27 protein-coding genes are annotated in these 25,686 nt (G+C 74.0%); 8 read left to right on the forward strand and 19 right to left on the reverse strand.

Annotation, left to right across the window (positions count from 1 at the left end):
* Positions 1-32 precede the first annotated feature (32 nt).
* Positions 33-1,745 (forward strand): right-handed parallel beta-helix repeat-containing protein, encoded by a 1,713-nt coding sequence (locus BLS67_RS20660; RefSeq protein ID WP_091249321.1) that lies wholly within the window; start codon positions 33-35, stop codon positions 1,743-1,745.
* Here BLS67_RS20660 and BLS67_RS20665 read toward each other — a convergent pair.
* From BLS67_RS20665 to BLS67_RS20690, 6 genes are read right to left on the reverse strand one after another with little or no spacing between them, the layout of a single operon-like run.
* Positions 1,735-2,679: a MinD/ParA family ATP-binding protein gene (locus tag BLS67_RS20665; RefSeq protein WP_131801808.1), complete on the reverse strand. Its 945-nt coding sequence runs from the start codon at positions 2,677-2,679 to the stop codon at positions 1,735-1,737. The genes BLS67_RS20660 and BLS67_RS20665 overlap by 11 nt on opposite strands.
* A gap of 55 nt (positions 2,680-2,734) precedes the next feature.
* On the reverse strand, positions 2,735-4,336 hold the full coding sequence (locus BLS67_RS20670) for a GMC family oxidoreductase N-terminal domain-containing protein (RefSeq protein ID WP_091249325.1): 1,602 nt from the start codon (positions 4,334-4,336) through the stop codon (positions 2,735-2,737).
* The gene (locus BLS67_RS20675) at positions 4,333-4,842 is read right to left on the reverse strand and encodes a hypothetical protein (protein WP_091249328.1); all 510 of its coding nucleotides are present in this window, start codon (positions 4,840-4,842) and stop codon (positions 4,333-4,335) included. The genes BLS67_RS20670 and BLS67_RS20675 overlap by 4 nt, the downstream gene beginning before the upstream one ends.
* Complete coding sequence (locus BLS67_RS20680; protein WP_091249331.1) at positions 4,839-6,149, reverse strand: class I adenylate-forming enzyme family protein; 1,311 nt, start codon at positions 6,147-6,149, stop codon at positions 4,839-4,841. The genes BLS67_RS20675 and BLS67_RS20680 overlap by 4 nt, the downstream gene beginning before the upstream one ends.
* 25 nt (positions 6,150-6,174) lie before the next feature.
* The gene (locus tag BLS67_RS20685) at positions 6,175-6,393 is read right to left on the reverse strand and encodes a hypothetical protein (RefSeq protein WP_091249334.1); all 219 of its coding nucleotides are present in this window, start codon (positions 6,391-6,393) and stop codon (positions 6,175-6,177) included.
* A 33-nt stretch (positions 6,394-6,426) separates the two neighbouring features.
* Complete coding sequence (locus BLS67_RS20690; RefSeq protein WP_091249337.1) at positions 6,427-7,296, reverse strand: MBL fold metallo-hydrolase; 870 nt, start codon at positions 7,294-7,296, stop codon at positions 6,427-6,429.
* 106 nt (positions 7,297-7,402) lie between these two features.
* Here BLS67_RS20690 and BLS67_RS23935 point away from each other — a divergent pair, with 106 nt between their 5' ends.
* Positions 7,403-7,924: a hypothetical protein gene (locus BLS67_RS23935; protein ID WP_165617677.1), complete on the forward strand. Its 522-nt coding sequence runs from the start codon at positions 7,403-7,405 to the stop codon at positions 7,922-7,924.
* A 34-nt stretch (positions 7,925-7,958) separates the two neighbouring features.
* Positions 7,959-8,459, forward strand: coding sequence for a hypothetical protein (locus tag BLS67_RS20695; RefSeq protein ID WP_131801809.1), 501 nt, complete (start codon positions 7,959-7,961; stop codon positions 8,457-8,459).
* Positions 8,460-8,478: 19 nt separating this feature from the next.
* Here the strand turns inward: BLS67_RS20695 and BLS67_RS20700 are convergent, their stop codons facing one another.
* The 5 genes from BLS67_RS20700 to BLS67_RS20720 all read right to left on the reverse strand — a co-directional run bounded on the left by BLS67_RS20700 (position 8,479) and on the right by BLS67_RS20720 (position 13,531).
* Positions 8,479-9,738, reverse strand: coding sequence for a M23 family metallopeptidase (locus BLS67_RS20700; RefSeq protein ID WP_091249343.1), 1,260 nt, complete (start codon positions 9,736-9,738; stop codon positions 8,479-8,481).
* Between the two features lie 168 nt (positions 9,739-9,906).
* Positions 9,907-10,701, reverse strand: coding sequence for an ATP-binding cassette domain-containing protein (locus BLS67_RS20705; RefSeq protein WP_091249346.1), 795 nt, complete (start codon positions 10,699-10,701; stop codon positions 9,907-9,909).
* Complete coding sequence (locus BLS67_RS20710) at positions 10,698-11,741, reverse strand: ABC transporter permease (protein WP_091249349.1); 1,044 nt, start codon at positions 11,739-11,741, stop codon at positions 10,698-10,700. The genes BLS67_RS20705 and BLS67_RS20710 overlap by 4 nt, the downstream gene beginning before the upstream one ends.
* Entirely contained in the window at positions 11,738-12,709 is a 972-nt protein-coding gene (locus tag BLS67_RS20715) for a substrate-binding domain-containing protein (protein WP_091249352.1), read from the reverse strand. The genes BLS67_RS20710 and BLS67_RS20715 overlap by 4 nt, the downstream gene beginning before the upstream one ends.
* A 63-nt stretch (positions 12,710-12,772) precedes the next feature.
* Positions 12,773-13,531 carry a GntR family transcriptional regulator gene (locus BLS67_RS20720; RefSeq protein ID WP_207500772.1) on the reverse strand — a complete coding sequence of 253 codons (759 nt, stop codon included), beginning with the start codon at positions 13,529-13,531 and terminating at the stop codon, positions 12,773-12,775.
* A 64-nt stretch (positions 13,532-13,595) separates the two neighbouring features.
* On the opposite strand from BLS67_RS20720, the gene BLS67_RS20725 reads away from it, so the two are divergent.
* Positions 13,596-14,666 carry a Glu/Leu/Phe/Val family dehydrogenase gene (locus BLS67_RS20725; RefSeq protein ID WP_091249355.1) on the forward strand — a complete coding sequence of 357 codons (1,071 nt, stop codon included), beginning with the start codon at positions 13,596-13,598 and terminating at the stop codon, positions 14,664-14,666.
* A gap of 183 nt (positions 14,667-14,849) precedes the next feature.
* Positions 14,850-15,065 carry a DUF3073 domain-containing protein gene (locus BLS67_RS20730; protein ID WP_091249358.1) on the forward strand — a complete coding sequence of 72 codons (216 nt, stop codon included), beginning with the start codon at positions 14,850-14,852 and terminating at the stop codon, positions 15,063-15,065.
* Positions 15,066-15,152: 87 nt separating this feature from the next.
* Here BLS67_RS20730 and purM read toward each other — a convergent pair whose 3' ends face one another.
* From purM to BLS67_RS20750, 4 genes are read right to left on the reverse strand one after another with little or no spacing between them, the layout of a single operon-like run.
* Positions 15,153-16,211 (reverse strand): phosphoribosylformylglycinamidine cyclo-ligase, encoded by a 1,059-nt coding sequence (gene purM / locus BLS67_RS20735; protein ID WP_091249361.1) that lies wholly within the window; start codon positions 16,209-16,211, stop codon positions 15,153-15,155.
* Entirely contained in the window at positions 16,208-17,788 is a 1,581-nt protein-coding gene (purF, locus tag BLS67_RS20740) for an amidophosphoribosyltransferase (protein ID WP_091249460.1), read from the reverse strand. The genes purM and purF overlap by 4 nt, the downstream gene beginning before the upstream one ends.
* A gap of 57 nt (positions 17,789-17,845) precedes the next feature.
* Positions 17,846-18,454 carry an MBL fold metallo-hydrolase gene (locus BLS67_RS20745; protein ID WP_091249364.1) on the reverse strand — a complete coding sequence of 203 codons (609 nt, stop codon included), beginning with the start codon at positions 18,452-18,454 and terminating at the stop codon, positions 17,846-17,848.
* Positions 18,454-19,539 (reverse strand): S-(hydroxymethyl)mycothiol dehydrogenase, encoded by a 1,086-nt coding sequence (locus tag BLS67_RS20750; RefSeq protein ID WP_091249368.1) that lies wholly within the window; start codon positions 19,537-19,539, stop codon positions 18,454-18,456. Before BLS67_RS20750 ends, BLS67_RS20745 begins: the two co-directional genes overlap by 1 nt.
* Positions 19,540-19,703: 164 nt before the next feature.
* On the opposite strand from BLS67_RS20750, the gene BLS67_RS20755 reads away from it, so the two are divergent.
* Together BLS67_RS20755 and BLS67_RS24840 are read left to right on the forward strand one after the other, a co-directional pair.
* On the forward strand, positions 19,704-21,107 hold the full coding sequence (locus BLS67_RS20755) for an OFA family MFS transporter (RefSeq protein WP_091249371.1): 1,404 nt from the start codon (positions 19,704-19,706) through the stop codon (positions 21,105-21,107).
* Positions 21,104-21,232, forward strand: a complete 129-nt coding sequence (locus BLS67_RS24840) for an MFS transporter small subunit (protein ID WP_278247152.1) — start codon at positions 21,104-21,106, stop codon at positions 21,230-21,232. The genes BLS67_RS20755 and BLS67_RS24840 overlap by 4 nt, the downstream gene beginning before the upstream one ends.
* Before the next feature lie 57 nt (positions 21,233-21,289).
* Here BLS67_RS24840 and BLS67_RS20760 read toward each other — a convergent pair whose 3' ends face one another.
* The 4 genes from BLS67_RS20760 to purS are packed head-to-tail and all read right to left on the reverse strand — an operon-like array spanning position 21,290 to position 24,868.
* Positions 21,290-21,688 (reverse strand): sterol carrier family protein, encoded by a 399-nt coding sequence (locus BLS67_RS20760; protein WP_091249375.1) that lies wholly within the window; start codon positions 21,686-21,688, stop codon positions 21,290-21,292.
* The gene (gene purL / locus BLS67_RS20765; protein WP_091249380.1) at positions 21,688-23,958 is read right to left on the reverse strand and encodes a phosphoribosylformylglycinamidine synthase subunit PurL; all 2,271 of its coding nucleotides are present in this window, start codon (positions 23,956-23,958) and stop codon (positions 21,688-21,690) included. The genes BLS67_RS20760 and purL overlap by 1 nt, the downstream gene beginning before the upstream one ends.
* The gene (purQ, locus tag BLS67_RS20770; protein ID WP_242654242.1) at positions 23,955-24,626 is read right to left on the reverse strand and encodes a phosphoribosylformylglycinamidine synthase subunit PurQ; all 672 of its coding nucleotides are present in this window, start codon (positions 24,624-24,626) and stop codon (positions 23,955-23,957) included. Before purQ ends, purL begins: the two co-directional genes overlap by 4 nt.
* 2 nt (positions 24,627-24,628) lie before the next feature.
* Positions 24,629-24,868 (reverse strand): phosphoribosylformylglycinamidine synthase subunit PurS, encoded by a 240-nt coding sequence (purS, locus tag BLS67_RS20775; RefSeq protein ID WP_091249466.1) that lies wholly within the window; start codon positions 24,866-24,868, stop codon positions 24,629-24,631.
* 139 nt (positions 24,869-25,007) lie between these two features.
* Here purS and BLS67_RS20780 point away from each other — a divergent pair, with 139 nt between their 5' ends.
* The gene (locus BLS67_RS20780; RefSeq protein ID WP_091249384.1) at positions 25,008-25,676 is read left to right on the forward strand and encodes a PilZ domain-containing protein; all 669 of its coding nucleotides are present in this window, start codon (positions 25,008-25,010) and stop codon (positions 25,674-25,676) included.
* Positions 25,677-25,686 lie beyond the last annotated feature (10 nt).

Below are 25,686 nucleotides of genomic sequence, written 5' to 3' on the forward strand. Positions count from 1 at the left end.
CACCCTAGGGCTCGGGTACCGTCGGCAGCCCCATGAGCCCTCGCCTGCAGGTGTCCGCGCACCGCCCCGGCAGCTACCCCACGCTCGCCGAGGCGCTCCTCGACGCCGCCGACGGCGACACCGTGGTGTTGGCGGCCGGTGACCACCCCGGCGAGCTCGACCTGCGCGGCCGGTCGCTGGTCCTGGAGGCCGACCCCGCCGCCGCGCCCGCGGTGGGCGAGGGCACCGCCGAGACCGCCGCCGAGGGCGCGGTCCGGCTGGTCGGCAGCGGGTACGAGGCCACCGTGCGGGTGCGCGGCGGCCGGCTCACCCTCCGCGGGCTGGTGCTGGTGGCCGGCGAGGGGCACGTCGTCGACGCCGCCGACGCCGAGCTGGTGCTCGAGGGCTGCCGGCTGGAGGCCACCGACGGGGCGGGGGTGCGCGCCACCGACCGCACCCGCCTGACGATGACCGGGTGCGCGGTGACCGGCGGGGCCCAGGGCCTCGTGGTCGAGGACGGCGGCGGCACCGTCGTCGGCACCACGATCACCGGGTCGGCCGACGACGGCGTCGTCCTCAGGCTGGGCGCCGACCCCGAGCTGCGGGACTGCGTGGTGTCCGGCAGCGGGGGCCGCGGGGTGTACCTCTACCAGTCCGCGCGGCCCACGCTGGTCTCCTGCGAGGTCACCGACAGCGGCAGCACGGGCATCGCGGTCGCCTCGGGCAGCACCGCGGTGCTGCAGCGCTGCGCGGTCCGCGGCACCGGCGGGGTGGGCATCGACTTCGCGGCCGGCACCGCCGGGCGGGTCGAGGGGTGCCGCACCGAGCGCACCGCCGAGCCCGGTGTGCAGGTCGACCCCGACGCCGACGTCACCGTGGTGCAGGCCACCCCGGCCGCCGCCGCGGGCGTCGGTGCTGCGGGGTCCGGGGGCGGCGACCCGGCGCGGGTCGAGGAGCTGCTGGCCGAGCTCGACGCGATGGTCGGGCTGGACGGGGTGAAGGCCGAGGTCCGCTCCACGATCGACGAGATCCAGGTCAACGAGTGGCGGCGCAGCGCCGGCCTCGCGGTTGGCGGCGCCAGCCACCACCTGGTGTTCGCCGGCGCGCCCGGCACCGGCAAGACGACCGTCGGACGCATCTACGGCCAGCTGCTGGCCGCCCTGGGGGCGCTGCCCGGCGGTCCGCTCAAGGAGGTCTCGCGGCGCGACCTGGTCGGGCAGTACATCGGGCACACCGCCGAGAAGACCGCCGCGGTGTTCGACGAGGCCGCCGGCGGCGTGGTGTTCCTGGACGAGGCGTACACGCTCACCCGGCAGGCCGGTGGGGGCGGCAACGACTTCGGCCAGGAGGCCGTCGACATGATCGTGAAGCTGATGGAGGACCGCCGCGACACCCTCGCGGTGATCGCCGCGGGCTACACCGCCGAGATGGTGCAGTTCCTCGAGGCCAACCCGGGCCTGGCCTCGCGGTTCGTCAAGACCGTCGAGTTCGCCAACTACGGCCCCGAGGAGCTGACGCTGATCATCACCCGCATGATCAGCGGCGGTGACTACCTGCTCGACGACGACGCGGGCCCGCTGCTGCAGGAGCACTTCGCCGGCATCCAGCGCGGCGCCGACTTCGGCAACGCCCGCGAGGCCCGCAAGCTGTTCGAGAAGCTGCGCAAGGTGCAGTCGCAGCGGCTGCGCCAGCTGGGCGAGCGGCCGACGGTGGCCCAGCTCCAGACCATCACCGCCGACGACGTCCGGGTGGCCGTCAGCTCGTAGCCAGCGAGGCCCCGAACGCCGAGGCGGCCAGGCGGACGGCGGCGGCCCGCGTGCGGTGGTCCAGCAGCTCCAGGCGCAGCTGGCTGCCGGCGGCCAGGTGCCGGTCGGCGGGCACCGTCAGGAAGTCGCCGGCCAGCCCGGCGAACCGACCGCGGGCCTGGCCGACGTCGACGGCCGCACCGTCGGCCGGGACGTTGGTGACGGCGACGATGCTGCGGTCGGCCAGGGCCTCGAACCCGCTCGTGCGCAGCCAGCGCAGCACGTTGTGCGCAGCCAGCATGCCGTCGACGCTGGGCGAGGTGGCCAGCACCAGGCTGTGGCAGCCGCTCACCACCCGGCGCATGAGCGGGGTGGCCAGACCGGCGCCGCAGTCGGTGACCATGACCGCGAAGTGCCGGAAGACGGCGTTCATGGCCTGGACGTAGACCTCCTCGGTGAGCGCCGCGCTCTGCTCGGGGTCGCGGCCGCTGGGCAGCACCCAGGCGCCGTCGGCCGAGCGGGCCAGCGCGCCGGCCAGGACCTCGAAGCGACCGGGGTCGCCGGCGCCGGCCAGCTCGTGCGCCGAGGCCTGCAGGGGGACGCCGGTGCGCAGCGCGAGCGACCCGAAGGTGGTGTCGGTGTCGAACAGCAGGACCGGGTCCGGCCGGGAGCGGGCGACCGTGCTGGCCAGCAGGACCGAGAGGGTGGTCTTGCCGACCCCGCCCTTGAGCGCGATGACGCCGATGCGCCGCGGCGAGGGCACCGGCGAGCCCAGGAACGCCGTCCAGCTCGCGAGGTCGGCGGCCGACGGGACCGGCTCGCCCTCGGCCAGCCCGCGGCCGAACAGCCGCCGCCGGGGGGCGGGACGGACGGCGTCGAGCCCGGCGACGGCGGGGTCGAGGTGGGGGGCTCCGTGCTGGCCGGAGTAGGGCATCGGGGGGTACGGCGAGCTCACGGTGCCAGCGACTCCTCGGACCTCATGCCGCACAAGATACGACGCCGCCGCGTCCTCAGCCGCCGGTCATCAGTTCTGCGGCGCGTTCCCCGATCGCCACGGCGGTGGCCGCCGGGCCGCGGGTGGGCACCGTGGGCAGCACCGAGGTGTCGGCCACCCGCAGGCCCTCGACCCCGCGCACCCGCAGCCGCTGGTCGACCACGGCGCCCGGGTCGTCGTCGGGTCCCATGCGCGCGCTGCCGGCGAGGTGGATCGCGGTGGCCAGGTGGGCCAGGTTCCAGCGGTCGAGGGCCGCGTCGTCGGCCAGGACGTCGTCGGGCAGGTCGGTGCGCCCCTGCACCAGCGACGCCATCCCACCGGCCCGCAGCAGGTCGGTGGCCAGCCGGACCGCCTGCCGCATGCGCGCGCGGTCGGACGCCGTCGACAGGTAGCGGTACTCGATCCTCGGTTGCACCGCGGGATCGGCGCTGGTCAGGCTCAGCAGCCCGCGGCTGTCCCCGGCCTGCAGGGCGACGCCGAGGTAGAGGTCGTCGCGGGTGCGGGCCTGCTGCCACACCTTCTGCAGGGACGTGCCGCGCAGGGCGCGCAGCGTCGCCGCCGGGCGGCGCAGCACCTCGGCCAGGCCGGAGAGCGCGTGCCCGTCGGAGCGGGACAGCATCACCTTCGAGAACGGCTTGAGCCACGGCATGACCTCGAGGTGGTCGGCCGTGTTCAGCGCCGTGGTCAGCGGCAGCATGCCGCGCGGCATCGGCGTCCGGCGGGTGGGCGCCCAGGTGACGTAGAGGTCGGGGTGGTCGGTGAAGTCCGCGCCCACGCCCGGCAGGTCGACCCGCACCTGCACGCCGACCGCCCGCAGCCGGTCCGCCGGCCCGATGCCCGAGAGCATCAGCAGGTGCGGGGTCCCCACCGCCCCGCAGCTCAGCACGACCTCCGCGGCCCGGTGCTCGGTGCCGTCGGCGCAGCGCACGCCCACCGCTCGCCCGTGCTCGACCAGCACCCGGACGACGGGGCTGCCGCCGCGGACGGCGAGCGCGGGGTGGTCGCGGCGGGGCGAGAGGTAGGCCATGGCGGTGTTCACCCGGAGGCCGTCCCGCACGTTCAGCGGCACCGGGCCCACCCCGGGCGAGGCGTCGGCGTTCTTGTCCGGCTCGGCGGGGAAGCCCAGCTCGAGGCAGGCGGCGGTGAACGCGTCGGTGATCGGGTGCGGGTCGGTGGTGCGGCTGACCGGCATCGGGCCCGTGGTGCCGTGCAGCGGGTCGGCCTCGCACCTGTCGAACGCCGGCCGGAGGGCGTCGGCGGACCACAGGTCGTTGCCGCGGGCGGCCCAGCCGTCGGCGTCCTCGCGGGTGGCCCGGACGAAGTAGGTGCCGTTGAGCGCGCTGGAGCCACCCACGACCCGCCCGCGCGGCACCGGCCAGCGCACGCCCTCGGTCAGCTCGCCGACGAGGTCCCAGTTCGCCGGGTGCCCGGGCACCGCGGCGCCCATGGTCGCGGCGTCCCGGATCGTGGCCGGGAAGTCCTCGGGACGACGGTGGTCGGCGCCGGCCTCGAGCAGCAGCACCGTGCGGCCGGCGTCCACCAGGCGCGCGGCCAGCGCGCTACCCGCCGACCCGGCCCCGACCACGAGGACGTCCGCGTCGACACCGGCGCCGGTCACCGCACCCCCTCCGGGGACACGAGGACGGCACCCTCGGCGACGTGTCCGGCGTCGTCGGGGTGGATCTGCAGACCCAGCACGGTGCCCTCGACGGTCTCCCGCCGGTGCAGGTCGACCCCCCGGACGCGCACCGCGGCACCGGACCCGACCACGGCCAGCACGTCCCCGGCGTCGACCACCCCCCGGCGCAGCAGGCCGGCCAGCACCGGACCCCGACCGGCGACCGTGCCGGCGAACTGCACCTCGTAGCGCACCGGCCCCGGCAGCACCCCGGTCGGCGCGGCGACGTCGGGCAATGGGTCGTCCACCCCCACCAGGACGGTGCCGGCCGGTACGGGGGCGTCCAGCAGCATCCGCGCCCCGTCGTCCTGGACCGCGCGGACCTGCACGCGGGCGCCGGTGTGGGCCACCACCAGCACGTCCCCGACCTCCGCCCGGCCCTCGCCGACCACCCACGGACCCCGGCCGGTCATGGCCAGGGACTCCCGCACGTCGAACCGGGTCACAGACCCAGCTGCCCGGGCAGGTCCAGCCGGCGGACCTTGCCGGTGGAGGTGCGCGGCAGCTCGTCGAGCCGGTGGGTCGACTTGGGCCGCTTGGCCGGGGCGAGCCGCTCCCGGGCCCAGGCGGCCAGCTCCGCGGGGGTCGGCGTCCCGACGTAGGCCGCGACCACCCGCTGACCCCAGTCGTCGTCGGGCACCCCGAACACCGCGGACTCCACCACGTCGGGGTGGGCGTCGAGCACCTCCTCGACCTCGGCGGGGTAGACGTTCACCCCGCCGGAGATGACCAGGTCCTCGCGGCGGCCGTCCAGCCAGACGGTGCCGTCGTCGTCCACCCGGCCCAGGTCGCCGACGGTCACCCGGTCGCCGTCCCACGCCGCCGCGGTCTTGTCGGGGGCCCGCCAGTACTCGAACCGGGCCCACCGCGGTACGGCGCACCACAGCTGGCCGCGGTCGTCGGTGGTCAGCGTGCGGCCGGGGCGGGCGCGGCCGACGCTGCCGGGGTGGGCCAGCCAGTCGTCGGTGGTGCAGACGGTGAACTGGACCTCGGTGGACCCGTAGAACTCGTGGACGGCGCCGTCCGGGAGAGCCGCGATGACCGCGCGCTTGACCGGCTCGGGGCACGGCGCGCCGGCGTGGGCGAGCACCCGGAAGCCGGACCAGTCGACGTCCTCGCGCAGCAGCCGTTGCAGGTGGGTGGGCACGCAGAAGGTCGTGGTGGGGCCCAGCTCGGTGATGACCCGGGCGGCCCGCGCTGCGTCGAAGGGGCCCGGGAGCAGCACCTCGCCGCCGGCCAGCAGGGTGTGGACCGCGAACCGCAGCGGTGCGGAGTGGTGCAGCGGCGAGAGCACCAGGTGCCGGTCGGCCGGGCCGAAGCCCCACAGGTCGATCTCCTCGCGGGCCAGCTCTTCCGCGTCCTCGTGGGTCAGGACGCCGGACCACACGCCCTTGCGCCGTCCGGTCGTGCCCGACGTGTAGTGCATGGGTCGGGCCAGCGGGAACGGCGCGAGGTCGGCATCGTGCTCCCCCAGCAGCTGACCGGGGTCGTCGCCGACGTCCAGTGCCGGGTCGGCGTCGGCCACCAGCTCGGCGCGTTCCCCGGTCGGCAGCGCCGGGTCGAGCACGACCGGGACGACGCCGGTGCGCAGCGCGCCGAGGACGACGGCCAGCAGCGCCGGGGACGCGCTCGCGGAGACCACGAGCCGCTCCCCCGCGCCGATGCCGCGGGCGGCCAACTCCCCGGCGACCCGTCGCTGGTCGACCTCGCTGTCGGCGGCCCGGACGACGGGCACCTCGGTGTGCGCGCTCATCAGCAGAGCGTGGCACGCCCCGGGCTCAGCGCCTCCCGTTGCGGCGGCTCCAGCTGCTCCAGGACACGTCCTGGTTGTACGGGTTCCCGAGGATCTCGGCGTCCCGCCGTCCCTCGCGCACCTGGTAGGAGATGTCCCCGGAGTGGGTCACGCCCGACCCCCGTCGCCGGACCGCCCGGTCCATGCGCCAGCTGATCGCCAGCAGGACGACGACGACCCCGACCACCGCTGCCCAGAAGACCATGGCCGAGTGTGGCACCCACCAGCCGGTCCGGGCTCACGCCAGCCGCCAGCTGTCGTCGGCGCCGCGCACCACCTGCCCGGTCGCCGACAGCTTCGCCAGCGTCGCGCGGGTCGACTGCTCCGCGGCCGGCCACACGGCCTGCGGCACCTCCGCGTACACGTGGGCCACCAGCTCGCGCACCGTGCGCGCCTCGGGCAGCAGCGCCTCGAGCAGCTGCCACTCCCGGTAGGCCCGGTGCGCCGTGTAGAAGTCCAGCACGGCCCCGACGTCCTCGGTCAGCTCCGGGCCGTGCCCGCAGTACAGCGACGAGGGTCCCAACCGGTGCACGCGCCGCAGCGAGTCCAGGTAGGCCAGGACGTCGCCCTCCGGGTGCGTCACCACCGACGTCCCGCGCCCGAGCACGTGGTCCCCCACCAGCACCGACCCCGACGCCGTGCGGAAGGCCAGGTGGTCCCGGGTGTGCCCGGGGGTGGCCACGACGTCCAGCGAGGTACCGGCCAGGGTGACGGTGTCGCCGTCGGCCAGCACCCGTCCCCCCGGACCGGCCACGTCGCCCGATCCCGCGGCCACCTGCACGCCGAACCGGGCCGCCCACGGCAGCGCCGCCTCGGCGTGGTCGCCGTGGTGGTGGGTCACCAGGACCGCGACCACCTCGGCGTCCCGCGCGGCCAGCACCTCGCGCACGGCGGCCAGGTGCGCGTCGTCGTCGGGACCGGGGTCGACGACGACGACCTGCCCGCTGCCCGGCGCCCCCACCAGGTAGGTGTTGGTGCCGTCCAGGGTCATCGGCGACGGGTTCGGGGCCAGCAGCCGGGTCACCAGCGGCTCGGGCTCGGCGATGCGGGGCAGCTCGCCGGGGGCCGGCAGCGACCAGCTGCGGCGGGGGTCGACCGGGGCGTCCACGCAGCGACGGTAGCCAGGTGGGGTCCACCCGGCCCGCCGTGCCCACCGGACACCCCGGGTGCAGCGGGTCCGTCGACGTCGCACAGCTGGTCCGTAGCCTGGCCGCATGCGTCTGACGACCCCCCTGAAGTCCGCCCTGTCCGCGGCCGCTGCGCTCGCCCTGCTCACCGCCTGCGGTGGTGGTTCGGACGACACCGCCCAGGCCTCCTCGTCCTCCTCGGCCTCGTCGTCCGCCAGCAGCTCGGCCGAGGAGACCTCGCAGGCCCCCGACGCCGAGGCCGCCGCCTTCTGCGCCGACGCCGAAGCCGCGTTCGCCGGGCTGAGCGACGTCAGCACCAGCACCGACCCCACCACCCTCCTCGACTCCTTCGCGCAGGCGTCCCAGCAGCTCAGCGCGGTCGAGCCGCCCGCCGAGATCGCGGACTCGTGGAACACGCTCACCGGCGCGCTGGCCGACGCCGTCACCAGCGTCCAGGGCGTGGACCTGACCACCCCCGAGGGCCAGCAGGCCTTCACCGAGGCCTTCTCCGTCCTCGAGACCACCGGCTCCTCGGCCCAGGCCGAGGTCGGCTCCTACCTCCACGCCAACTGCGACCTGCCCACCGGGTCCGCCGCCCCGACCAGCTGATCCGGAGACGACCACCGTGCGCATCACCACCCCCGTGAGGACCACCCTCTCCGCGGCTGCCGCCCTCGCCCTGCTCACCGCCTGCGGCGGCGGCTCGGACGACACCGCGGCCGCCTCGACCAGCGGGTCCTCCTCCGCGGCGGCCACCAGCTCCAGCGCCGCCCAGGACGACACCGACAGCGAGGCCCAGGCCTTCTGCTCCGAGGCGCAGGGCGCGTTCAGCGACCTGCAGTCCGCGACCACCAGCGCGGACCCCTCCGCCATCCCCGCGCTGTTCGCCGAGGCGTCCGCGAAGCTGGACACCATCCAGCCCCCGGCCGAGATCAGCGAGCCCTGGGGCGTGCTGACCGCGGCCCTGGACACCGCCGTGGCCAACGTGCAGGGCCTTGACCTGAACACCCCCGAGGGCCAGCAGGCCTTCGTCACCGAGTTCACCCAGCTCCAGAACACGGCCACCGACGCCCAGGCCGAGGTCGAGTCCTACGTGACCGCCAACTGCGACCTCCCCACCGAGAGCGCCGCGCCGACCAGCTAGTCGGCATCCGCCTGCGGCGTCAGCAGCCCCGGATGCTGACGCCGCGGGCGGACATCCACGGCACGGGGTCGACCGCGCCGCTGTACATCGCACCGCTGGGGTGCACCTCGAAGTGCAGGTGGGGCCCGGTCGACTGGCCCTCGTTGCCCACGTCGGCGATCTGCTCGCCGGCCTGCACCCGGTCACCGGCGGCCACGTAGTACCGGCTGACGTGGCCGTACACGGTCACCGCGCCGTCGGAGCCCAGGACGTAGACCGCCTGGCCGAAGCCGGTGGCCGCGCCGGCCCGCTGCACGGTGCCCGCGGTGGCGGCGTAGACCGGCGTGCCGATCGGGGCGGCGATGTCCACGCCGTTGTGCGAGGTGCCCCAGCGGGCACCGAAGCAGCTGCTGGTCCGACCGGCGGCCGGCAGCACGTAGCCCGCCTGGGCGGACGACGGCTGGCTGCGGGCGGTCGACGCGGCGGATGCCGCCGCGGCGGCGGCCGCCTGCTGCGCCTGGGCCGCGGCGGCCTCCTCGGCGGCCTTCTGGTGCAGCCACGCCTGGTAGGCGTCGCGAGCACCCTGCAGCGACAGCAGCTGCACCTGCGCGGCCTGCAGCTGGGCGTCGTAGTCGGCCTTCTCGGCGCTGACCGTGGCGAAGACCGACTGCTGGGCGGCCACCTGCGAGTCGGCCGTGCTCTTCGCGTCGGCCGCGGTCTGCTCGGCCGCGGACTGCTGGGCGAGGGCCTGCCGGGCGGCCGAGTCGGCGTTGGCCTGGGCGATCTGCGCCACCTGGAACTCGCCGAGGACGTCGACCTGGTTCTCGGCGACCCAGTCGAGCATCGCGGCGCGCTGGATCAGCTCGCCGGGCCCGGAGGCGTCCAGCAGCGCTGCCGTGCTGGTCAGCGTCGCGCCGTTCATGTAGCTGTCGCGCGAGAAGACGGAGATGCGGCCCTGCGCGGCGTCGACCTGCGCGGTGGCCGCGGCGAGCTCGGCGGCGGTCTGGTCGGCCGCGGCCTGCGCGACCGCCAGGGCCTCCTGGGCGGCCTCGTACGCGATGCCGGCCGACTCGGCCTGCACCTGGGCCTGCTCGAGCTGGGCCTGCGCGGCGGCGGCCAGCCCGGCGATCCGCCCGACCTCGGCGGCCGCGGCGTCCTGGGCCGCCTGGGCCGAGGAGATCTCGCCGTCGCTGGGGTTGCCCGGCGCGGGGGGTGCCGCGACGGCGGGACCGGCCCAGCCGACGACGACGGCAGCCGCCAGCACGGCGACGAGCGTGGTGCGCAGCGGGTGCTGCGACATGGTGGGGCTCCCTGGGGAAGAGGGACGGCGTTCGAGCCGGGAGGACTGTCCCACCCGCCCCACGAGTCACACGCGCAACACGCCGGGGCAGCCTGGACTGGTCCGTCACGACCCGTACGTGGCTGTCCCACTCCCATCGACACGGAACCGGACCAGCTTGAATCCCGGTCAGCCGATCAGGGGATCGCGCTCCAGCTCGTGCGCCAGCGCGTCCAGCTCGGCCCCGCCGGACATCAGGGTGACCAGCTCGTCCCGGCTGATCTGCGCCTTCTCGCGCTCGGCGATGCTCCGCCCGCGGCGCAGCACCAGGAACCGGTCACCCACCGGGTAGGCGTGGTGCGGGTTGTGGGTGATGAAGACGACCCCGAGCCCGCGCTCGCGTGCCGCGGCGATGTAGCGCAGCACGATCCCGGACTGGCGGACGCCGAGGGCGGCCGTGGGCTCGTCGAGGATCAGCACCCGGGCGCCGAAGTGCACCGCGCGCGCGATGGCCACGCACTGCCGCTCGCCGCCGGACAGCGTGCCGATCGGCTGGTCGACGTCCCGCAGGTCGATGCCCATGGCGGCCAGCTCGTCCTTCGTCGTCCGCTTCATGAGGTCGACGTCCAGCAGCCGGAAGGGCCCCTTCCGGGGCTCCGAGCCGAGGAAGAAGTTCCGCCACACGGGCATCAGGGGGACGACGGCGAGGTCCTGGAACACGGTCGCGATGCCCAGCGCGAGCGCGTCGCGCGGGCTGGACATGTGCTGCTCGACGCCGTCGACGGCGTAGGTGCCCTCGGAGTGCTCGTGCGCCCCGGCCAGGACCTTGATGAAGGTGGACTTGCCGGCGCCGTTGTCGCCCAGCACGCAGGTCACCTCACCGGCCCGCACGGTCGTGGTGATGCCGCGCAGCGCGACGACGGAGCCGTAGGTCTTGCCGAGGTCGGTGACCTCGATCAGCGGCGCGGTCCTCGACGTCGTCATCGCATGCGCTCCGCCCGGGTGCGGACCCAGTTGTTGACCAGCACCGCGGCCAGCAGCATCACGCCGAGGAAGGCGTAGAGCCAGTTGCTGTCCCAGCCGGCGTAGACCACGCCCTGCCGGGTCATGCCGTAGATCAGCGCGCCCAGCGCGGCACCCACGGCCGAGCCGTAGCCGCCGGTGAGCAGGCACCCGCCCACCACCGCGCAGATGATGTAGATGAACTCGTCGCCCACACCGGTCGAGCTCTGCACGGTCGAGGACTGGAAGAGGCTGATCATGCCGACCAGCCACCCCGCCGCCGCCGTGGTCATGAACAGCCCGATCTTCGTGCGGGCCACGGGCACACCGGTCGCGCGGGCGCTGGACTGCGCGCCGCCCACGGCGAACACCCAGTTGCCGGCCCGGGTGCGCAGCAGCACCAGGGTGGCGACCGCGGTGACCGCCAGGAACCAGAGCACCGACACCGAGATGCTGGCGCCCCCGATCGCGATCGTGCCGCCGAACACCGGCCGTACCGAGTCGAAGTTCGGCACCTTCGCGAACCCCTGGACGGCGACCTGCCCGTAGACCAGCTTGACCAGCGCGAGGTCCAGCCCTTGGAGCACGAAAAACGTGCCCAGCGTGACGATGAAGCTGGGCAGCCCGGTGCGTACGACGAGGACCCCGTTCAGGGCACCGACGGCCAGCGCGACCACCAGCGCCAGCAGCACCGCGACCCAGACGTTGAGCCCGAAGCCGGTGGTGGTCACCCCGACCAGCAGGCCGGTGGCCCCGGTCATGGCCCCGGCGGACAGGTCGAACTCGCCGCCGATCATCAGCATCGCCACGGCGACGGCCATGATCCCGAAGCGGGAGGCCGAGTTCAGCCAGGTGCCCACGCCCGAGGGGGTGAGGAACTGGTCGGCCACCACGGTGAAGAACAGCAGGATCGCCAGCGCGGCGACCGCCGCCCCGACCTCGGGACGCCGCAGGACCCGCGTGGTCCGGCCGGTCGGGACCAGCCGCTCGTCGGCGTCCCGGGGTGGGGCGGTGGTGGTCATCGGGTGCCGTTGGCGGCGTACTGCGCGACCTCGGCGACGTTGTCCTGGGTGATGAAGGCCGGACCGGAGTTGACCGGCAGGCCACCGCCGACGACGTTGCCGTTGGTCGCGTAGAGCTGGAGGAAGGAGACCGGCAGGTAGCCCTGCAGGTAGGGCTGCTGGTCCACGGCGAAGGTGATGTCCCCGGCGGAGATCGCGTCGGTGACGTCGGCCGAGACGTCGAAGGTGTCGATCTCGGCCGAGGTGCCGGCGTCGGCCTGGGCCGAGACGGCCGCGACCGCGACCTGGCCCTGCAGCGCGAGCACCACGCCGACGTCGGGGTCGGACTGCAGCTTGGACAGGATCGTGTCCTGCACCTGCGCGGTGTCGGTGCCGTCGACCTGCAGGTTCTCCACCGTGCCGCCGTAGGTCGACGCCACCGCCGAGCAGCGGTCCTCGAGGCCCACGTTGCCGGCCTCGTGGATGACGCAGAGCACCTTGCCGGTCTGCCCCTCGTCGTTCAGCCGGGAGCCGACCGCCTCGCCGGCGGTGGTCTCGTCCTGCCCGACGTGGGTGATCGCGCCGAACTCGGCGGACTCGCTCTGCCCGGAGTTGATGGTGATGACCGGGATGCCGGCGGCGACCGCGGCCTCGACGGAGTCGCGCAGCCCGTCGGGGTTGGCCATCGAGACCACGATGCCGTCGACGCCCTGGGAGACGGCGTTGTCGATCAGCTCGGCCTGCCGGGTCGGGTCGGGGTCGCTGTTGTAGTCGACGGTGACGCCGAGGTCCTCGCCCGCCTGGTCGGCGCCCGAGCGGACGACGTCCCAGAACGTGTCGCCGGGCGCGCCGTGGGTGATGACGGCGATGTCGAGGTCCGCCGAGGCCGAGTCGGTCGACGACGAGTCCTCCTGACCGGTGCCGCTGCAGCCGCTGAGGGCCAGAACACCGGCGACGGCGAGCACGCCGGCCGATCGGGTGATGCGCACGATGGTGCTTCTCCTTGCACGGGGAACAGGGCTTACCAGTGGATGAGTATGTATGCCCGATGCTCAGGGGGTCAGCAGGCTCATCTCGAAGCTGTACCGGCCGGCCACGTAGACGTGCCGCCCGAACTCCACCGGGGTGCCGTGCCGGTCGTAGGAGGTGCGCTCCATCGTGAGCAGGACGCCCCCCACCTCCTCGTCCAGCAGGTCGGCCTCGGGGGCGGTCGCGGTGCGCGCACCGATGACCTGCTTGGCCGAGTGCAGCACGATCCCCGAGGACCGGATGTGGGCGTAGAGCCCGGTGCGCTGCAGCTCGTCGATGCCCAGCTCGAGCAGGCCGACGCGGAGCCAGTTGGTCAGCCGGGCGATCGGCCGCCCCCCGGCCGACCGCAGCCGGACCACCGTCACCGCGTCGATCCCCTCGGGGATGGCCAGGGCCCGGGAGATCTCCGGGTCGACCGGCCCGACGTCCAGCGAGAGGACCCGGGTGACCGGGTCCTGGTCGGCGCGGCGCAGCTCGTCGAAGCTGCTGGTGGGCTCGGGCGCCGGCAGCACCAGCGGCTGGCCCACCCGGGTGCCCGCACCGCGGCGGCGGACGATCAGCCCCTTCTCGACCAGGTAGCGCATCGCCTGGCGCAGCGTGGGGCGGGACAGGCCGAGCGAGTCGGCCAGCGCGACCTCGTTGTCCAACCGGGTGCCCGGCGGCAGGCGGCCGGAGGCGATGCCCTGCTCCAGGTAGCGCGCGACCTGCCGGTAGAGCGGCACCGGGCTCGTGCGGTCCAGCTGCAACCCGGCCACGAGGTCGGGCGTGTCGTCCCCCTCCATCGCGTTCCTCCTCAGGACGACTCCCCTCAACCCTGGCACGTCGGCAGCTCGTAGTGTCGCGGACGTGGACGTCCTGGGTTCCGGTCACGAGCAAGTCGTCTTCTGCGCCGACCCGGAGTCCGGGCTGAGAGCGGTGATCGCGATCTACTCCACCGCCCTCGGCCCGGCCCTGGGCGGCACCCGCTTCTACCCCTACGCCTCGGAGGCCGACGCGGTCACCGACGCGCTCGCGCTGTCGAAGGCCATGGCCTACAAGAACAGCCTGGCCGGCCTCGACCTCGGCGGCGGCAAGGGCGTCATCATCGGCGACCCCAAGGTGCACAAGACCGAGGCGCTGCTGCGGGCCTACGGCCGGTTCGTGGAGTCCCTCGGCGGCCGGTACCTCACCGCCTGCGACGTCGGCACCTACAACGCCGACCTCGACGTCGTCGCCCGCGAGACCCGGTTCGCCCACGGCCGCTCCCTCGCCCACGGCGGCTGCGGCGACTCCTCGGTGCTCACCGCGTTCGGCGTCTTCCAGGGCATGCGGGCCGCGGCCCAGCACCGCTGGGGGTCGCCGTCGCTGGCCGGGCGCACGGTCGCCGTCGCCGGGGTCGGCAAGGTGGGCTCGTGGCTGGTCGACTCCCTGGTCGAGGACGGCGCCTCGGTGGTCGTCACCGACGTGGACGCCGCGGCCGTCGAGCGGGTGGTCGCGAAGCACCCGGGGGTGCGGTCGGTCGCCGGCACCGCCGAGCTGGTCCGCACGCCGCACGACGTCTACGCCCCCTGCGCCCTCGGCGGCGCCCTGGACGACGAGACCGTGGCCGTGCTGCCGGCGGAGGTCGTCTGCGGCGGTGCCAACAACCAGCTGGCCCACGAGGGCACCGCGCAGCTGCTGCTCGACCGCGGCATCCTCTACGCCCCGGACTACCTGGTGAACGCCGGCGGCGTCATCCAGGTCGAGGACGAGCGGCACGGGTTCTCCTTCGCCCGCGCCGAGGCGAAGGCCACCTCGATCCTCGACGTCGCCCTCCGGGTGTTCGCCGCGGCCGACGCCGCCGGGGTCTCCCCCGCGGTCGCCGCCGACCGGCTCGCCGAGGAGCGGATCCACGCCGTCGGCCGGTTGGCCACCATCCGGCTGCCCCGTCCGGGCTGAGATCCAGGTCACGCCACGCCGTCCTGACCAGCCCGTCCGGGGGACGCGCGGGGAGGTCGTGTGCCGAGGCCGGTTCCGTGACGTAAGCTCGCCCTCGGACACAATCACTCAGTCGGGGTCGCATCACGGGCCGTCCAAGCCCAGTGCTGGACGCCCGCCACTCCGCAACGAGGGGGTCGAGCCATGGGGCGCGGCCGAGCGAAGGCCAAGCAGACACGCGTGGCCCGTGAGCTCAAGTACAGCTCACCTTCCACCGACCTGACTGCTCTGCAGCGGGAACTCGGTGGTCAGCCGTCGACCTACACCGCTCCGGCGGTCAAGGACGACGACGAGGACGACGACATCGCCTCGAGGTGGATCGACGACGACGCGGACGACGACTGGGCAGCCAGTCGCTGATCCGCTGAGCCGTCGGGCACAGCTGCAGATCTGCACCACCGCACGACGGACACCGTCGTCCCCCGGGGCGACGGTGTCATCGTGCTGTCAGCGGTAGGAGCCGACCAGGCGGGCGGCGGGGGCTTCGTCGTCCGTGCGCTCGTCGATCGTGCCGGCCACCCAGGCGGGCACGCCGCGCTCGGTGAGCAGGGCGACCGTGCGGTCGGCGGCCTCGGGCGCGACGGCGGTGACCATGCCGACGCCGCAGTTGAACGCCCGCTCGGACTCCGCGCGCGGGACGCCATGCGACTCCATCAGCTGCACCGCGGCCGGCAGGGCCCAGGTGCTGCGGTCCAGCACCGCCTGCAGGCCCGCGGGGACGACGCGGCCGGAGTTCGCGGCCAGCCCGCCGCCGGTGATGTGCGCGAAGGCGTGCACCTGCTCGACGCCGAGCTCGGCCACCAGGGCCAGGCAGTCCAGGGCGTAGATGCGGGTGGGCTCGAGCAGCGTGGCGCCCAGCTCCCGGTCCAGCCCGGCGGGGGTGCTCAGCAGGTCCAGGCCAGCGCCGGCGACGACCTTCCGGACCAGCGAGTAGCCGTTGGAGTGGAAGCCCGAGGAGGCCATGGCGACGACGACGTCCCCGCTGCGCACCCGCTCGGGGCCCAGCACCGCGTCGGCCTCGACCACGCCCACGGCGGTGGCCGCCAGGTCGTACTCGTCGGCGCCCATGAGATCGCCGTGCTCGGCGGTCTCACCGCCCACCAGGGAGGCCCCGGCCAGCCGGCACCCGGTGGCGATGCCCGTGACGATCGCGGCGATCCGCTCCGGCACGACCTTGCCGCAGGCCACGTAGTCCTGCAGGAACAGCGGCTCGGCCCCGCAGGCGACCAGGTCGTCGACGCACATGGCGACCAGGTCGATGCCGACGGTGTCGTGCCGGTCCAGCTGCCGGGCCAGGGCGATCTTGGTGCCCACGCCGTCGGTGGAGGACGCCAGCAGCGGCTTCGAGTACTTGGTGGTGTCCAGCGCGAACAGCCCGGCGAAACCGCCGAGCCCGCCGACGACCTCCGGCCGGTTGGTCGCCTCGACCGCGCTCTTCATCAGCGTCACGGCCCGCTCGCCGGCGTCGATGTCGACGCCGGACTCCGCGTACGAGTAGACCGTCATGGACGGGTCAGGGCGTCGTCGGCGCCGCCGGCGGTGCTGGGGCTGCCGGCCTGCTGACCGGTCCAACCGCTGACCGCGCGGGCGGCCTCGCGGTCGACGTCGTCGATCACCGGCAGGGTGCGCCGGGTGATGCCCTCGAGCACGTGCTTGCCCAGCACCTCGGGCTCGCCCAGCGGGATCGGGTACTCACCGGTGAAGCAGGCCGAGCACAACCGGTTGGCCGGCTGCTCGGTGGCCGCGATCATGCCGGCCTCGCTCACGTAGCCCAGGGAGTCGGCGTTGATCGAGGCCCGCACGCCGTCGACGTCGAGGCCGTTGGCGACCAGCTCGGCGCGGGAGGCGAAGTCGATGCCGTAGAAGCAGGGCCACTTCACCGGCGGGGAGGCGATGCGCACGTGCACCTCGACGGCGCCGGCCTCGCGCAGCATGCGGATCAGGGCGCGCTGGGTGTTGCCGCGCACGATCGAGTCGTCGACCACGACCAGGCGCTTGCCGCGGATGACGTCGCGCAGCGGGTTGAGCTTGAGCCGGATGCCCAGCTGCCGGATGGTCTGGCTGGGCTGGATGAACGTGCGGCCGACGTAGGAGTTCTTGACCAGGCCCAGGCCGTAGGGGATGCCCGAGGCCTCCGCGTAGCCGACGGCGGCCGGCGTGCCCGACTCGGGCACCGGGATGACCAGGTCGGCCTCGATCGGGTGCTCGCGGGCCAACCGACGGCCGATCTCGACCCGGGCGGCGTGCACGCCGCGACCGGAGATCGTGGTGTCGGGGCGGGCCAGGTAGACGTACTCGAACACGCAGCCCTTGGGCTGGGCGGGGGCGAAGTGCTGGGAGCGCAGACCGTCCTCGTCGATGGCGATGAGCTCGCCGGGCTCGACCTCGCGCACGTAGGAGGCACCGACGATGTCCAGCGCCGCGGTCTCGCTGGCCACGACCCAGCCGCGCTCGAGCCGGCCCAGCACCAGCGGCCGCACGCCCTGGGCGTCGCGGGCGGCGTACAGCGTCGTCTCGTCCATGAAGGTGAAGCTGAACGCCCCGCGCAGGTGGGGCAGCACCTGCATGGCCGCGGCCTCGACCGAGAGGTCCTGCTTGGCCGCGATCAGCGCGGTGACGATGTCGGAGTCGGTGGTCGAGGAGAACGCGCCCGACACGCCCTCGTCGGCGGCCCGGCTGGCCAGCTCGGCGGTGTTCACCAGGTTGCCGTTGTGGCACAGCGCGATGCCGGTGCCCGACCCCGTGGTGCGGAACGTGGGCTGGGCGTTCTCCCAGGTGGAGGCACCGGTCGTGGAGTACCGGGTGTGGCCGACGGCGAGGAAGCCGCGCAGGCTGCTCAGCGTCGACTCGTCGAAGACCTGGCTCACCAGCCCGAGGTCCTTGTAGACCACCACCGAGGCACCGTCGGAGACCGCGATGCCCGCGGCCTCCTGACCCCGGTGCTGCAGGGCGTAGAGACCGAAGTAGGTCAGTTTCGCGACCTCCTCCCCCGGCGCCCAGACGCCGAAGACGCCGCAGGCGTCCTGGGGTCCGGCGTCCTGGGGGTCGAGGTCGTGCGTCAGCCGTCCATCACCGCGAGGCACGCGCACGAGGGTACCGGCGCCGACCGTCGACGCCAGCACCCCCGCACGACCACCCGCTCAGCGGATGTTGTCGATCTCGTCGGCGACGGTGGTGTCGTCGCCGTGACCGGTCCTGACGACCGTCTCGCCGGGCAGGGTCAGCAGCCGCTCCTGGATGGAGTTCAGGATGGTCGGCTTGTCGCTGTAGGAGCGCCCGGTGGCCCCGGGCCCGCCGCAGAACAGCGTGTCGCCGGTGAACACCGTGTCGAGCTCGGGGGCGTGCAGGCAGGTGCTGCCCGGCGAGTGGCCCGGGGTGTGCATCGCGGTGAGCTGGGTGCCGGCGACGTCGAAGGTGGTGCCCTCGACCAGGTCGTGGTCCGGGGCGGCGTCGGGGTGCACGACGTCCCAGAGCATGCGGTCGGCCGGCGGGAACCAGATCGGTGCACCGGTGGCCTCGCGCAGCGCCACGGCGGCGGTGATGTGGTCGTTGTGCCCGTGGGTCAGCACGATGGCGCCCAGCGTGCGCCCGCCGACGGCCTCGAGGATCGGTGCGGCGTCGTGCGGGGCGTCGATGACCACCACGGTCTCGTCGTCGCCGACCAGCCACACGTTGTTGTCGACGTCGAAGTCCTGGCCGTCGAGGCTGAACACGCCGCTGACCACGGTCTTGTCGATGCGGGCCGGCATCAGAACACCACGACCGAGCGCAGCACGTCGCCGTGGTGCATCTTCTCGAACGCCGCCTCGACGTCGCCGATGCCGATGGTCTCGGACACGAACGCGTCGAGGTCGAACCGGCCCTGCAGGTACAGGTCGATGAGCATCGGGAAGTCGCGGCTGGGCAGGCAGTCGCCGTACCAGGAGGACTTCAGCGCACCGCCCCGGCCGAAGACGTCGATCAGCGGCAGCGTGATCTCCATCGTCGGGTTGGGCACACCCACCAGCACGACGGTGCCGGCGAGGTCGCGGGCGTCGAAGGCCTGCTGGTAGACCGCCGGGTGCCCGACGGCGTCGATGGCGACGTCGACGCCGAACCCGCCGGTGAGCTCCTTGATCGCGGCGACCGCGTCGGTCTCCTTCGAGTTGACCGTGTGGGTGGCGCCCAGGCCCTTCGCCCACTCGAGCTTGCGGTCGTCGAGGTCGACGGCGATCACCTTCGAGGCGCCGGCCAGCTTGGCCCCGGCGATGGCGGCGTCGCCGACCCCGCCGCAGCCGAAGACGGCCACGGTGTCGCCGCGACCCACACCGCCGGTGTTGATCGCGGCACCCACGCCGGCCATGACGCCGCAGCCCAGCAGACCGGCCGCCTCCGGCTTCGCCGCGGGGTCGACCTTGGTGCACTGCCCGGAGTGGACCAGCGTCTTCTCGGCGAAGGCGCCGATGCCCAGCGCCGGCGACAGCTCGGTGCCGTCCTTCAGCGTCATCTTCTGGGCGGCGTTGTGGGTGCTGAAGCAGTACCAGGGCTTGCCCTTGGCGCAGGCCCGGCAGGTGCCGCAGACCGCGCGCCAGTTGAGGATCACGAAGTCACCCACGGCGACGTTCGTGACGCCCTCGCCGACCGCGGCGACCCGACCGGCGGCCTCGTGGCCGAGCAGGAACGGGAACTCGTCGTTGATCCCGCCCTCCCGGTAGTGCAGGTCGGTGTGGCAGACCCCGCAGGCCTGCACGTCGACGACCGCCTCACCCGGCCCCGGGTCGGGGACGATGATCGTCTCGAGACTGACGGGGGCTCCCTTGCTGAGGGCGACGACGCCCTGCACCTCGTACGGCATGCACCGGAGCTTATGGGTGGGTCCGGCAGCCGCGTCCAGGTGTCGATCCGGTCTCGTTCGCCGGGCGAAAGGTTGCACACCGCACTACCGTCGCCCCGGCATGGCCCGCGTCACACAGCGGGCGCCCAGCTCACCGGGGTCCCACCCCGGACAGGAGGACCTCCGTGGCCGTTCCCGGCTTCCTGGCCCGCGACCGGATCGTCGCGAAGCCGGGCTTCAACCGATGGCTGATCCCGCCCGCAGCCCTCGCCGTCCACCTCTGCATCGGCCAGGTCTACGCGACCAGCGTCTACAAGGCGGCCCTCGTGGCCGACTTCGACTCCTCGCTGACCGCCATCGGCGCCATCTTCTCCATCGCCATCGTGATGCTCGGGCTGTCGGCAGCCCTGTTCGGCACCTGGGTCGACCGCAACGGCCCCCGGGCCGCGATGTTCACCGCCGCCTGCTTCTGGTCCGTCGGGTTCCTGGTCGGCGCGGCCGGCATCGCGACGAACCAGCTGTGGCTGCTCTACCTGGGCTACGGCGTCCTGGGCGGCATCGGCCTGGGCATCGGCTACATCTCCCCGGTCTCCACCCTCATCAAGTGGTTCCCCGACCGTCCCGGCCTGGCCACCGGCATGGCGATCATGGGCTTCGGCGGTGGTGCGCTGATCGCGACCCCGCTCTCGCGCTCGCTGATGTCGCTCTACGACGACGGCTACGACGGCACCGCAGCCACCACGGCCAGCGGCACCGCCGTCGCGCTGCTGTTCGTCACGCTGGGCCTGGTCTACCTGGTCTTCATGATGTTCGGCGCCGCGATCATCCGGGTGCCCGCCGACGGCTGGCAGCCCGAGGGCTTCGACCCCTCGACGGTGAAGAGCAAGGCACTGGTCACCACCGACAGCGTCTCGGCGGCCAACGCGATCAAGACGCCGCAGTTCTGGCTGCTGTGGATCGTGCTGTTCTGCAACGTAACCGCCGGCATCGGCATCCTCGAGCAGGCCAGCCCGATGGTGCAGGACTTCTTCCGCGACGGTGAGACCTCCGCGGTCACCGTCGCCGCCGCCGGTGGCTTCGTCGGCCTGCTGTCGCTGTTCAACATGGCCGGCCGGTTCGTCTGGTCCTCGACCTCGGACGTCATCGGCCGCAAGGGCATCTACATGGTCTACCTCGGCGTGGGCCTGGTGCTGTACATCGCGCTGGCCACTGTCGGCAGCTCGGCCGTCTGGCTGTTCGTGCTGCTCGCCGCGCTGATCATCAGCTTCTACGGCGGCGGGTTCGCCACCATCCCGGCCTACCTGCGCGACCTGTTCGGCACCTTCCAGGTCGGCGCCATCCACGGCCGGCTGCTCACCGCCTGGGCCGCGGCGGGTGTCGCCGGCCCGTTGATCGTCAACGGCGTCCTGGACACCCAGGGCACCCCCGGTGAGCTGGTGGCCGGTGACTACCGGATCGCGCTGTTCATCATGGTCGGCCTGCTCGCCGTCGGGTTCGTCGCGAACCTGCTGGTCAAGCCGGTCGCCGACAAGTGGCACGAGCCGAAGGCCCAGACGACCCCCACCCCGGAACGGAGCGCCGCCCGATGAGCTCACCCGAGCGTTCGACCACCCCGCTGGCCCTGATCGTCGTCGCCTGGGCCCTGGTCGTGATCCCGCTGCTGTACGGGTTGGTGCAGACCATCCGCACCGCCAGCGCGCTGTTCACCGGCTGACCCCACCGCCACCCGACCCGCCCCGTCCACCCCTGCGGTGGGCGGGGCGTCGTCGTCTCAGGCCGGTGGGCCCGCCCGGAAGGGACGCAGCGGCAGCACGGCGGCCAGGTCGGCGCGGTTGCCGCTGGCGGCGACCTTGCCCTCGCCCAGCGCGGCGTCCCACATCTGCAGGCCGCAGACCAGCCGCAGCCACGTGGCGGCGTCGGTCTCGACGACGTTCGGCGGGGTGCCCCGGGTGTGCCGGGGCCCCTCGATGCACTGGACGGCGACGTAGGGGGGCACCCGCACCTCCACCGACCGGCCGGGTACCTGCTGGGCCAGCCAGCGCGCGGTGGTCTTCACCGCGGCCCCCAGCACCGCGCGGGCCGGCTTCTCGGCCTCCCCCCGCAGCCAGGGCAGCACCGGGCCCAGCACCTCGCGGAGCTGCTCGGCCGGGATCGGCGCCGTGCCGGCCATCAGCTGGTCGGGACCGCCCCGGTGGGTACCGCGCCGACGACGTCCTCGGGGTGGCCGAAGAGGTCGGGCAGGGTGCGGGTCCAGGCGGTGCGCAGCTCGGCCAACGGCAGCTCGACCAGGCCCTCGACCACCAGGGCGTCGCCGCCGGTCGTGCCCAGCTCGGTCACCGGGACGCCCGCCGCCTCGGCCGCCGCGCGCACGGCCGCGGGGTCGCCGGTGGTGACCACCGCGCGGGCCACGGTCTCGGCGAACAGCGCCGCGGTGGGCTCGCCCTCGACCGCCACCGTGGCGCCCACGCCGTACCGGAGCGCCGACTCGGTGAGCGCCTGGGCCAGGCCGCCGTCGCTCAGGTCGTGCGCGGAGGTGACCAGGCCGTCGGCCGCCAGCGCGGCCAGCAGACCCGCAAGCGCACGCTCGGCGGCGAGGTCCAGCTGCGGCGGCAGCCCGCCCAGGTGGCCGTGCACGACCGAGGCCCAGGCGGAGCCGCCGAACTCCGGACGGGTGTCGCCGAGCAGCAGCAGGGTCTCCCCCGCCGTCGCCCAGCCACCGCGCACGCGGGTGCGGACGTCGGCGTGCACGCCCAGCACCCCGATGACCGGCGTCGGGTTGATCGGGACGTCGCCGGTCTGGTTGTAGAGGCTCACGTTGCCGCCGGTGACCGGCAGGCCCAGCGCACGGCAGCCGTCGGCCAGCCCGCGCACCGCCTCGGCGAACTGCCACATGACCTCGGGCTCCTCGGGGGAGCCGAAGTTCAGGCAGTTGGTGACCGCCAGCGGCACCGCGCCGGAGACGGCGACGTTGCGGTAGGCCTCGGCCAGGTTCAGCTGGGCGCCGGTGTAGGGGTCCAGCCGGGCGAACCGGGCGTTGCCGTCCAGGGCCAGGGCGATGCCGCGGTTGCTGGTCTCGTCGATGCGCACCAGGCCGGCGTCCTCGGGCTGGGCCAGCACGGTGTTGCCCTGCACGTAGCGGTCGTACTGCTCGGTCACCCACGACTTGTCGCAGCCGTCGGGGCTGCCGACGACGGCCAGCCAGTCGGCGCGCAGGTCGGTCGAGGTGCTCGGGGGGAGGTCGGCCTGCAGCGCGTCGAGACCCACCGGGCGGTGGTAGGGGCGCTCGTAGACCGGGCCGTCGTGGGCCACCGTGCGCGGCGGGACGTCGACGATGCGCTCGCCGTGCCAGTCGATGAGCAGCCGCTCGCCGTCGGTGACCTCACCGATGACGGTGGCCAGGACGTCCCACTTCGCGCAGACGGCGAGGAACGCCTCGACCTTGGCCGGCTCGACGATCGCGCACATGCGCTCCTGCGACTCGCTCATCAGGATCTCGGCGGCGGTGAGCGTGGAGTCGCGCAGCGGCACGGTCTCGAGGTCGATGCGCATGCCGCCCGAGCCCGCGGCGGCCAGCTCGCTCGTCGCGCAGGACAGCCCGGCACCGCCGAGGTCCTGGATGCCGGTGACCAGGTCGGCGGCGAAGATCTCCAGGCACGCCTCGATGAGCAGCTTCTCGGTGAACGGGTCGCCGACCTGCACGCTGGGCCGCTTGGCCGGGCCGTCGGCGTCGAAGGTCTCGCTGGCCAGCACCGACACCCCGCCGATGCCGTCGCCGCCGGTGCGGGCACCGAACAGCACCACCTTGTTGCCCACGCCCTCGGCCTTGGCCAGCCGGACGTCCTCGTGCTTCATGACCCCGACGCACAGCGCGTTGACCAGCGGGTTGCCCAGGTAGCAGTCGTCGAAGAGGATCTCGCCGCCGATGTTGGGCAGACCCAGGCAGTTGCCGTAGCCGCCGACGCCGGCCACCACGCCGGGCAGCACCCGGGCGGTGTCGGGGGCGTCGGCGCGGCCGAAGCGCAGGGAGTCCATGACGGCGACCGGGCGGGCGCCCATGGTGAGGATGTCGCGCACGATGCCGCCCACGCCGGTGGCCGCGCCCTGGTAGGGCTCGACGTAGCTGGGGTGGTTGTGCGACTCGACCTTGAAGGTGACCGCGTAGCCGTCGCCGACGTCGACCACGCCGGCGTTCTCGCCCATGCCGACCAGCAGCGCGTCGGACTTCGGCAGGTCGCCGAACGTGCGCAGGTGCACCTTGGAGGACTTGTACGAGCAGTGCTCGCTCCACATGACCGAGTACATGGCCAGCTCGGCGGTGGTGGGCCGGCGGCCGAGGATCTCGCGGATGCGGGCGTACTCCTCGGCGCGCAGGCCCAGCTCGCGCCAGGGCTGCTCCTCGTCGGGGGTCTGCCCGGCGCGGGTGACGGTGTCGACGGTCATGCGGAGAGGGCTCCCTGGAGGACCGAGGTGAAGAAGCCGAGGCCGTCGACCGAGGGGCCGGTGAGCTCCTCGACGGCGTGCTCGGGGTGCGGCATGAGCCCGACGACCCGGCCGTCGGCGCTGGTCACGCCGGCGATGTCGCGCGAGCTGCCGTTGGGGTTGCCGCCGGCGTAGCGGACGACCACGCGCCCGTCGCCCTCGAGCCGGTCGAGGTCGGCGTCGGACCCGACGTACCGGCCCTCGCCGTTCTTCACCGGGACGACGATCGTCTGGCCCTGCGCGTAGGACGACGTCCACGCGGTGTCGGCGCGCTCGACCAGCAGCGCCTGGTCGCGGTTGCGGAAGTGCAGGTGGCTGTTGCGGGTCAGCGCGCCGGGCAGCAGCCCGGCCTCGCACAGCACCTGGAAGCCGTTGCAGATGCCCAGCACCGGCATGCCGGCCCGGGCCCGGTCGACCACCGCGCGCATCAGCGGCTGGCGGGCGGCGATGGCACCGGCCCGCAGGTAGTCGCCGTAGGAGAACCCACCGGGCAGCACCACGGCGTCGACCGCGGGCAGCTCGGCGTCGGCGTGCCACAGCGGCACGACCTCACCACCGGCCAGCCGGACCGCGCGGGCGGCGTCGACGTCGTCCAGCGAACCCGGGAAGGTGACGACCCCGATGCGCACCGTCAGCTCCCCGACAGGTGGAGCTCGACGTCCTCGATGACGGGGTTGGCCAGCAAGGTCTCGGCGATCTCGCGGAGCTCGGCCTCGTCGGGGGTGCCCTCGACGTCGAGGACGAAGTGCTTGCCCTGCCGGACGCCGGTCACCCCCGCGTGGCCCAGCCGGCCCAGGGCGCCGAGCACGGCCTGCCCCTGCGGGTCGGAGATCTCGGGCTTCAGGACGACGTCGACGACCACGCGAGGCACGCGGTGAGGGTACCGGGGGCCGGAGCCACCCCGGCACACGCGGGCGGGGTTCGACTCCAGCACCTGCACCGGCCTGCCGATAGCCCATCCGAGACCGCACCGTCGGGGTGCGGCGCAAGACACAGGCAGGAGCAGCCGGATGCCGGACTCCCTCACGCTGCACGCGACCCGTCCGGCGTCGGGCACGGTCGTCGACGTCGTGACCGGGGTCGGCAGCACGTCCGCCCGCAGCCTGGTCGACTCGAGCCTCGAGCAGGAACTGGTCCTCGAGGTCGGCAGCGACACCGCCGGTCGCCGGGTCCGCCTGGCGCTCGGCGCCGCCGTCACCGTGTGGTGGAGCCCGGAGGAGATCCCGGTCCGCAGCCGCCCCTACGAGGTCGTCGACATCCGGGGCGGTGGCATCCCGACGTGGCGGCTGCGCCCCACCGGCCCCGCCGTCGACGGCGAGCGCCGCACCCACCCCCGCGCCCCCCTGCACGTCCCGGTCGGGCTGGCCATGCCGTCGGGGATGATGCTCGGCGAGACCGCCGACGTCAGCGAGGGCGGCATGCGGGTGATCTTCGTGGCCGAGCCCACCGCCGGGTTCGGCGACGTCGTGCACCCGCTGCCCGACGCGGGCGAGCGGGCCACCATGGCGATCGTGCTGGACGGCAACCGGGTCGAGCTGCGCTGCCGGGTGGTGCACCGCGCCCGGCTCTCCGACGGGCGTCGTTCGCTGCGCGTGGCCTTCGAGGAGCTGACCGACGAGGTGCGCAGCCGGCTGCGCGCCGCGACCGCGCTGGAGCTGGCCCGCCGCGCGAGCCGCTGACCGGGAGGGG

The sequence above is a fragment of the Klenkia soli genome (assembly GCF_900103975.1).
In the GTDB taxonomy this organism is placed as follows: domain Bacteria; phylum Actinomycetota; class Actinomycetes; order Mycobacteriales; family Geodermatophilaceae; genus Klenkia; species Klenkia soli.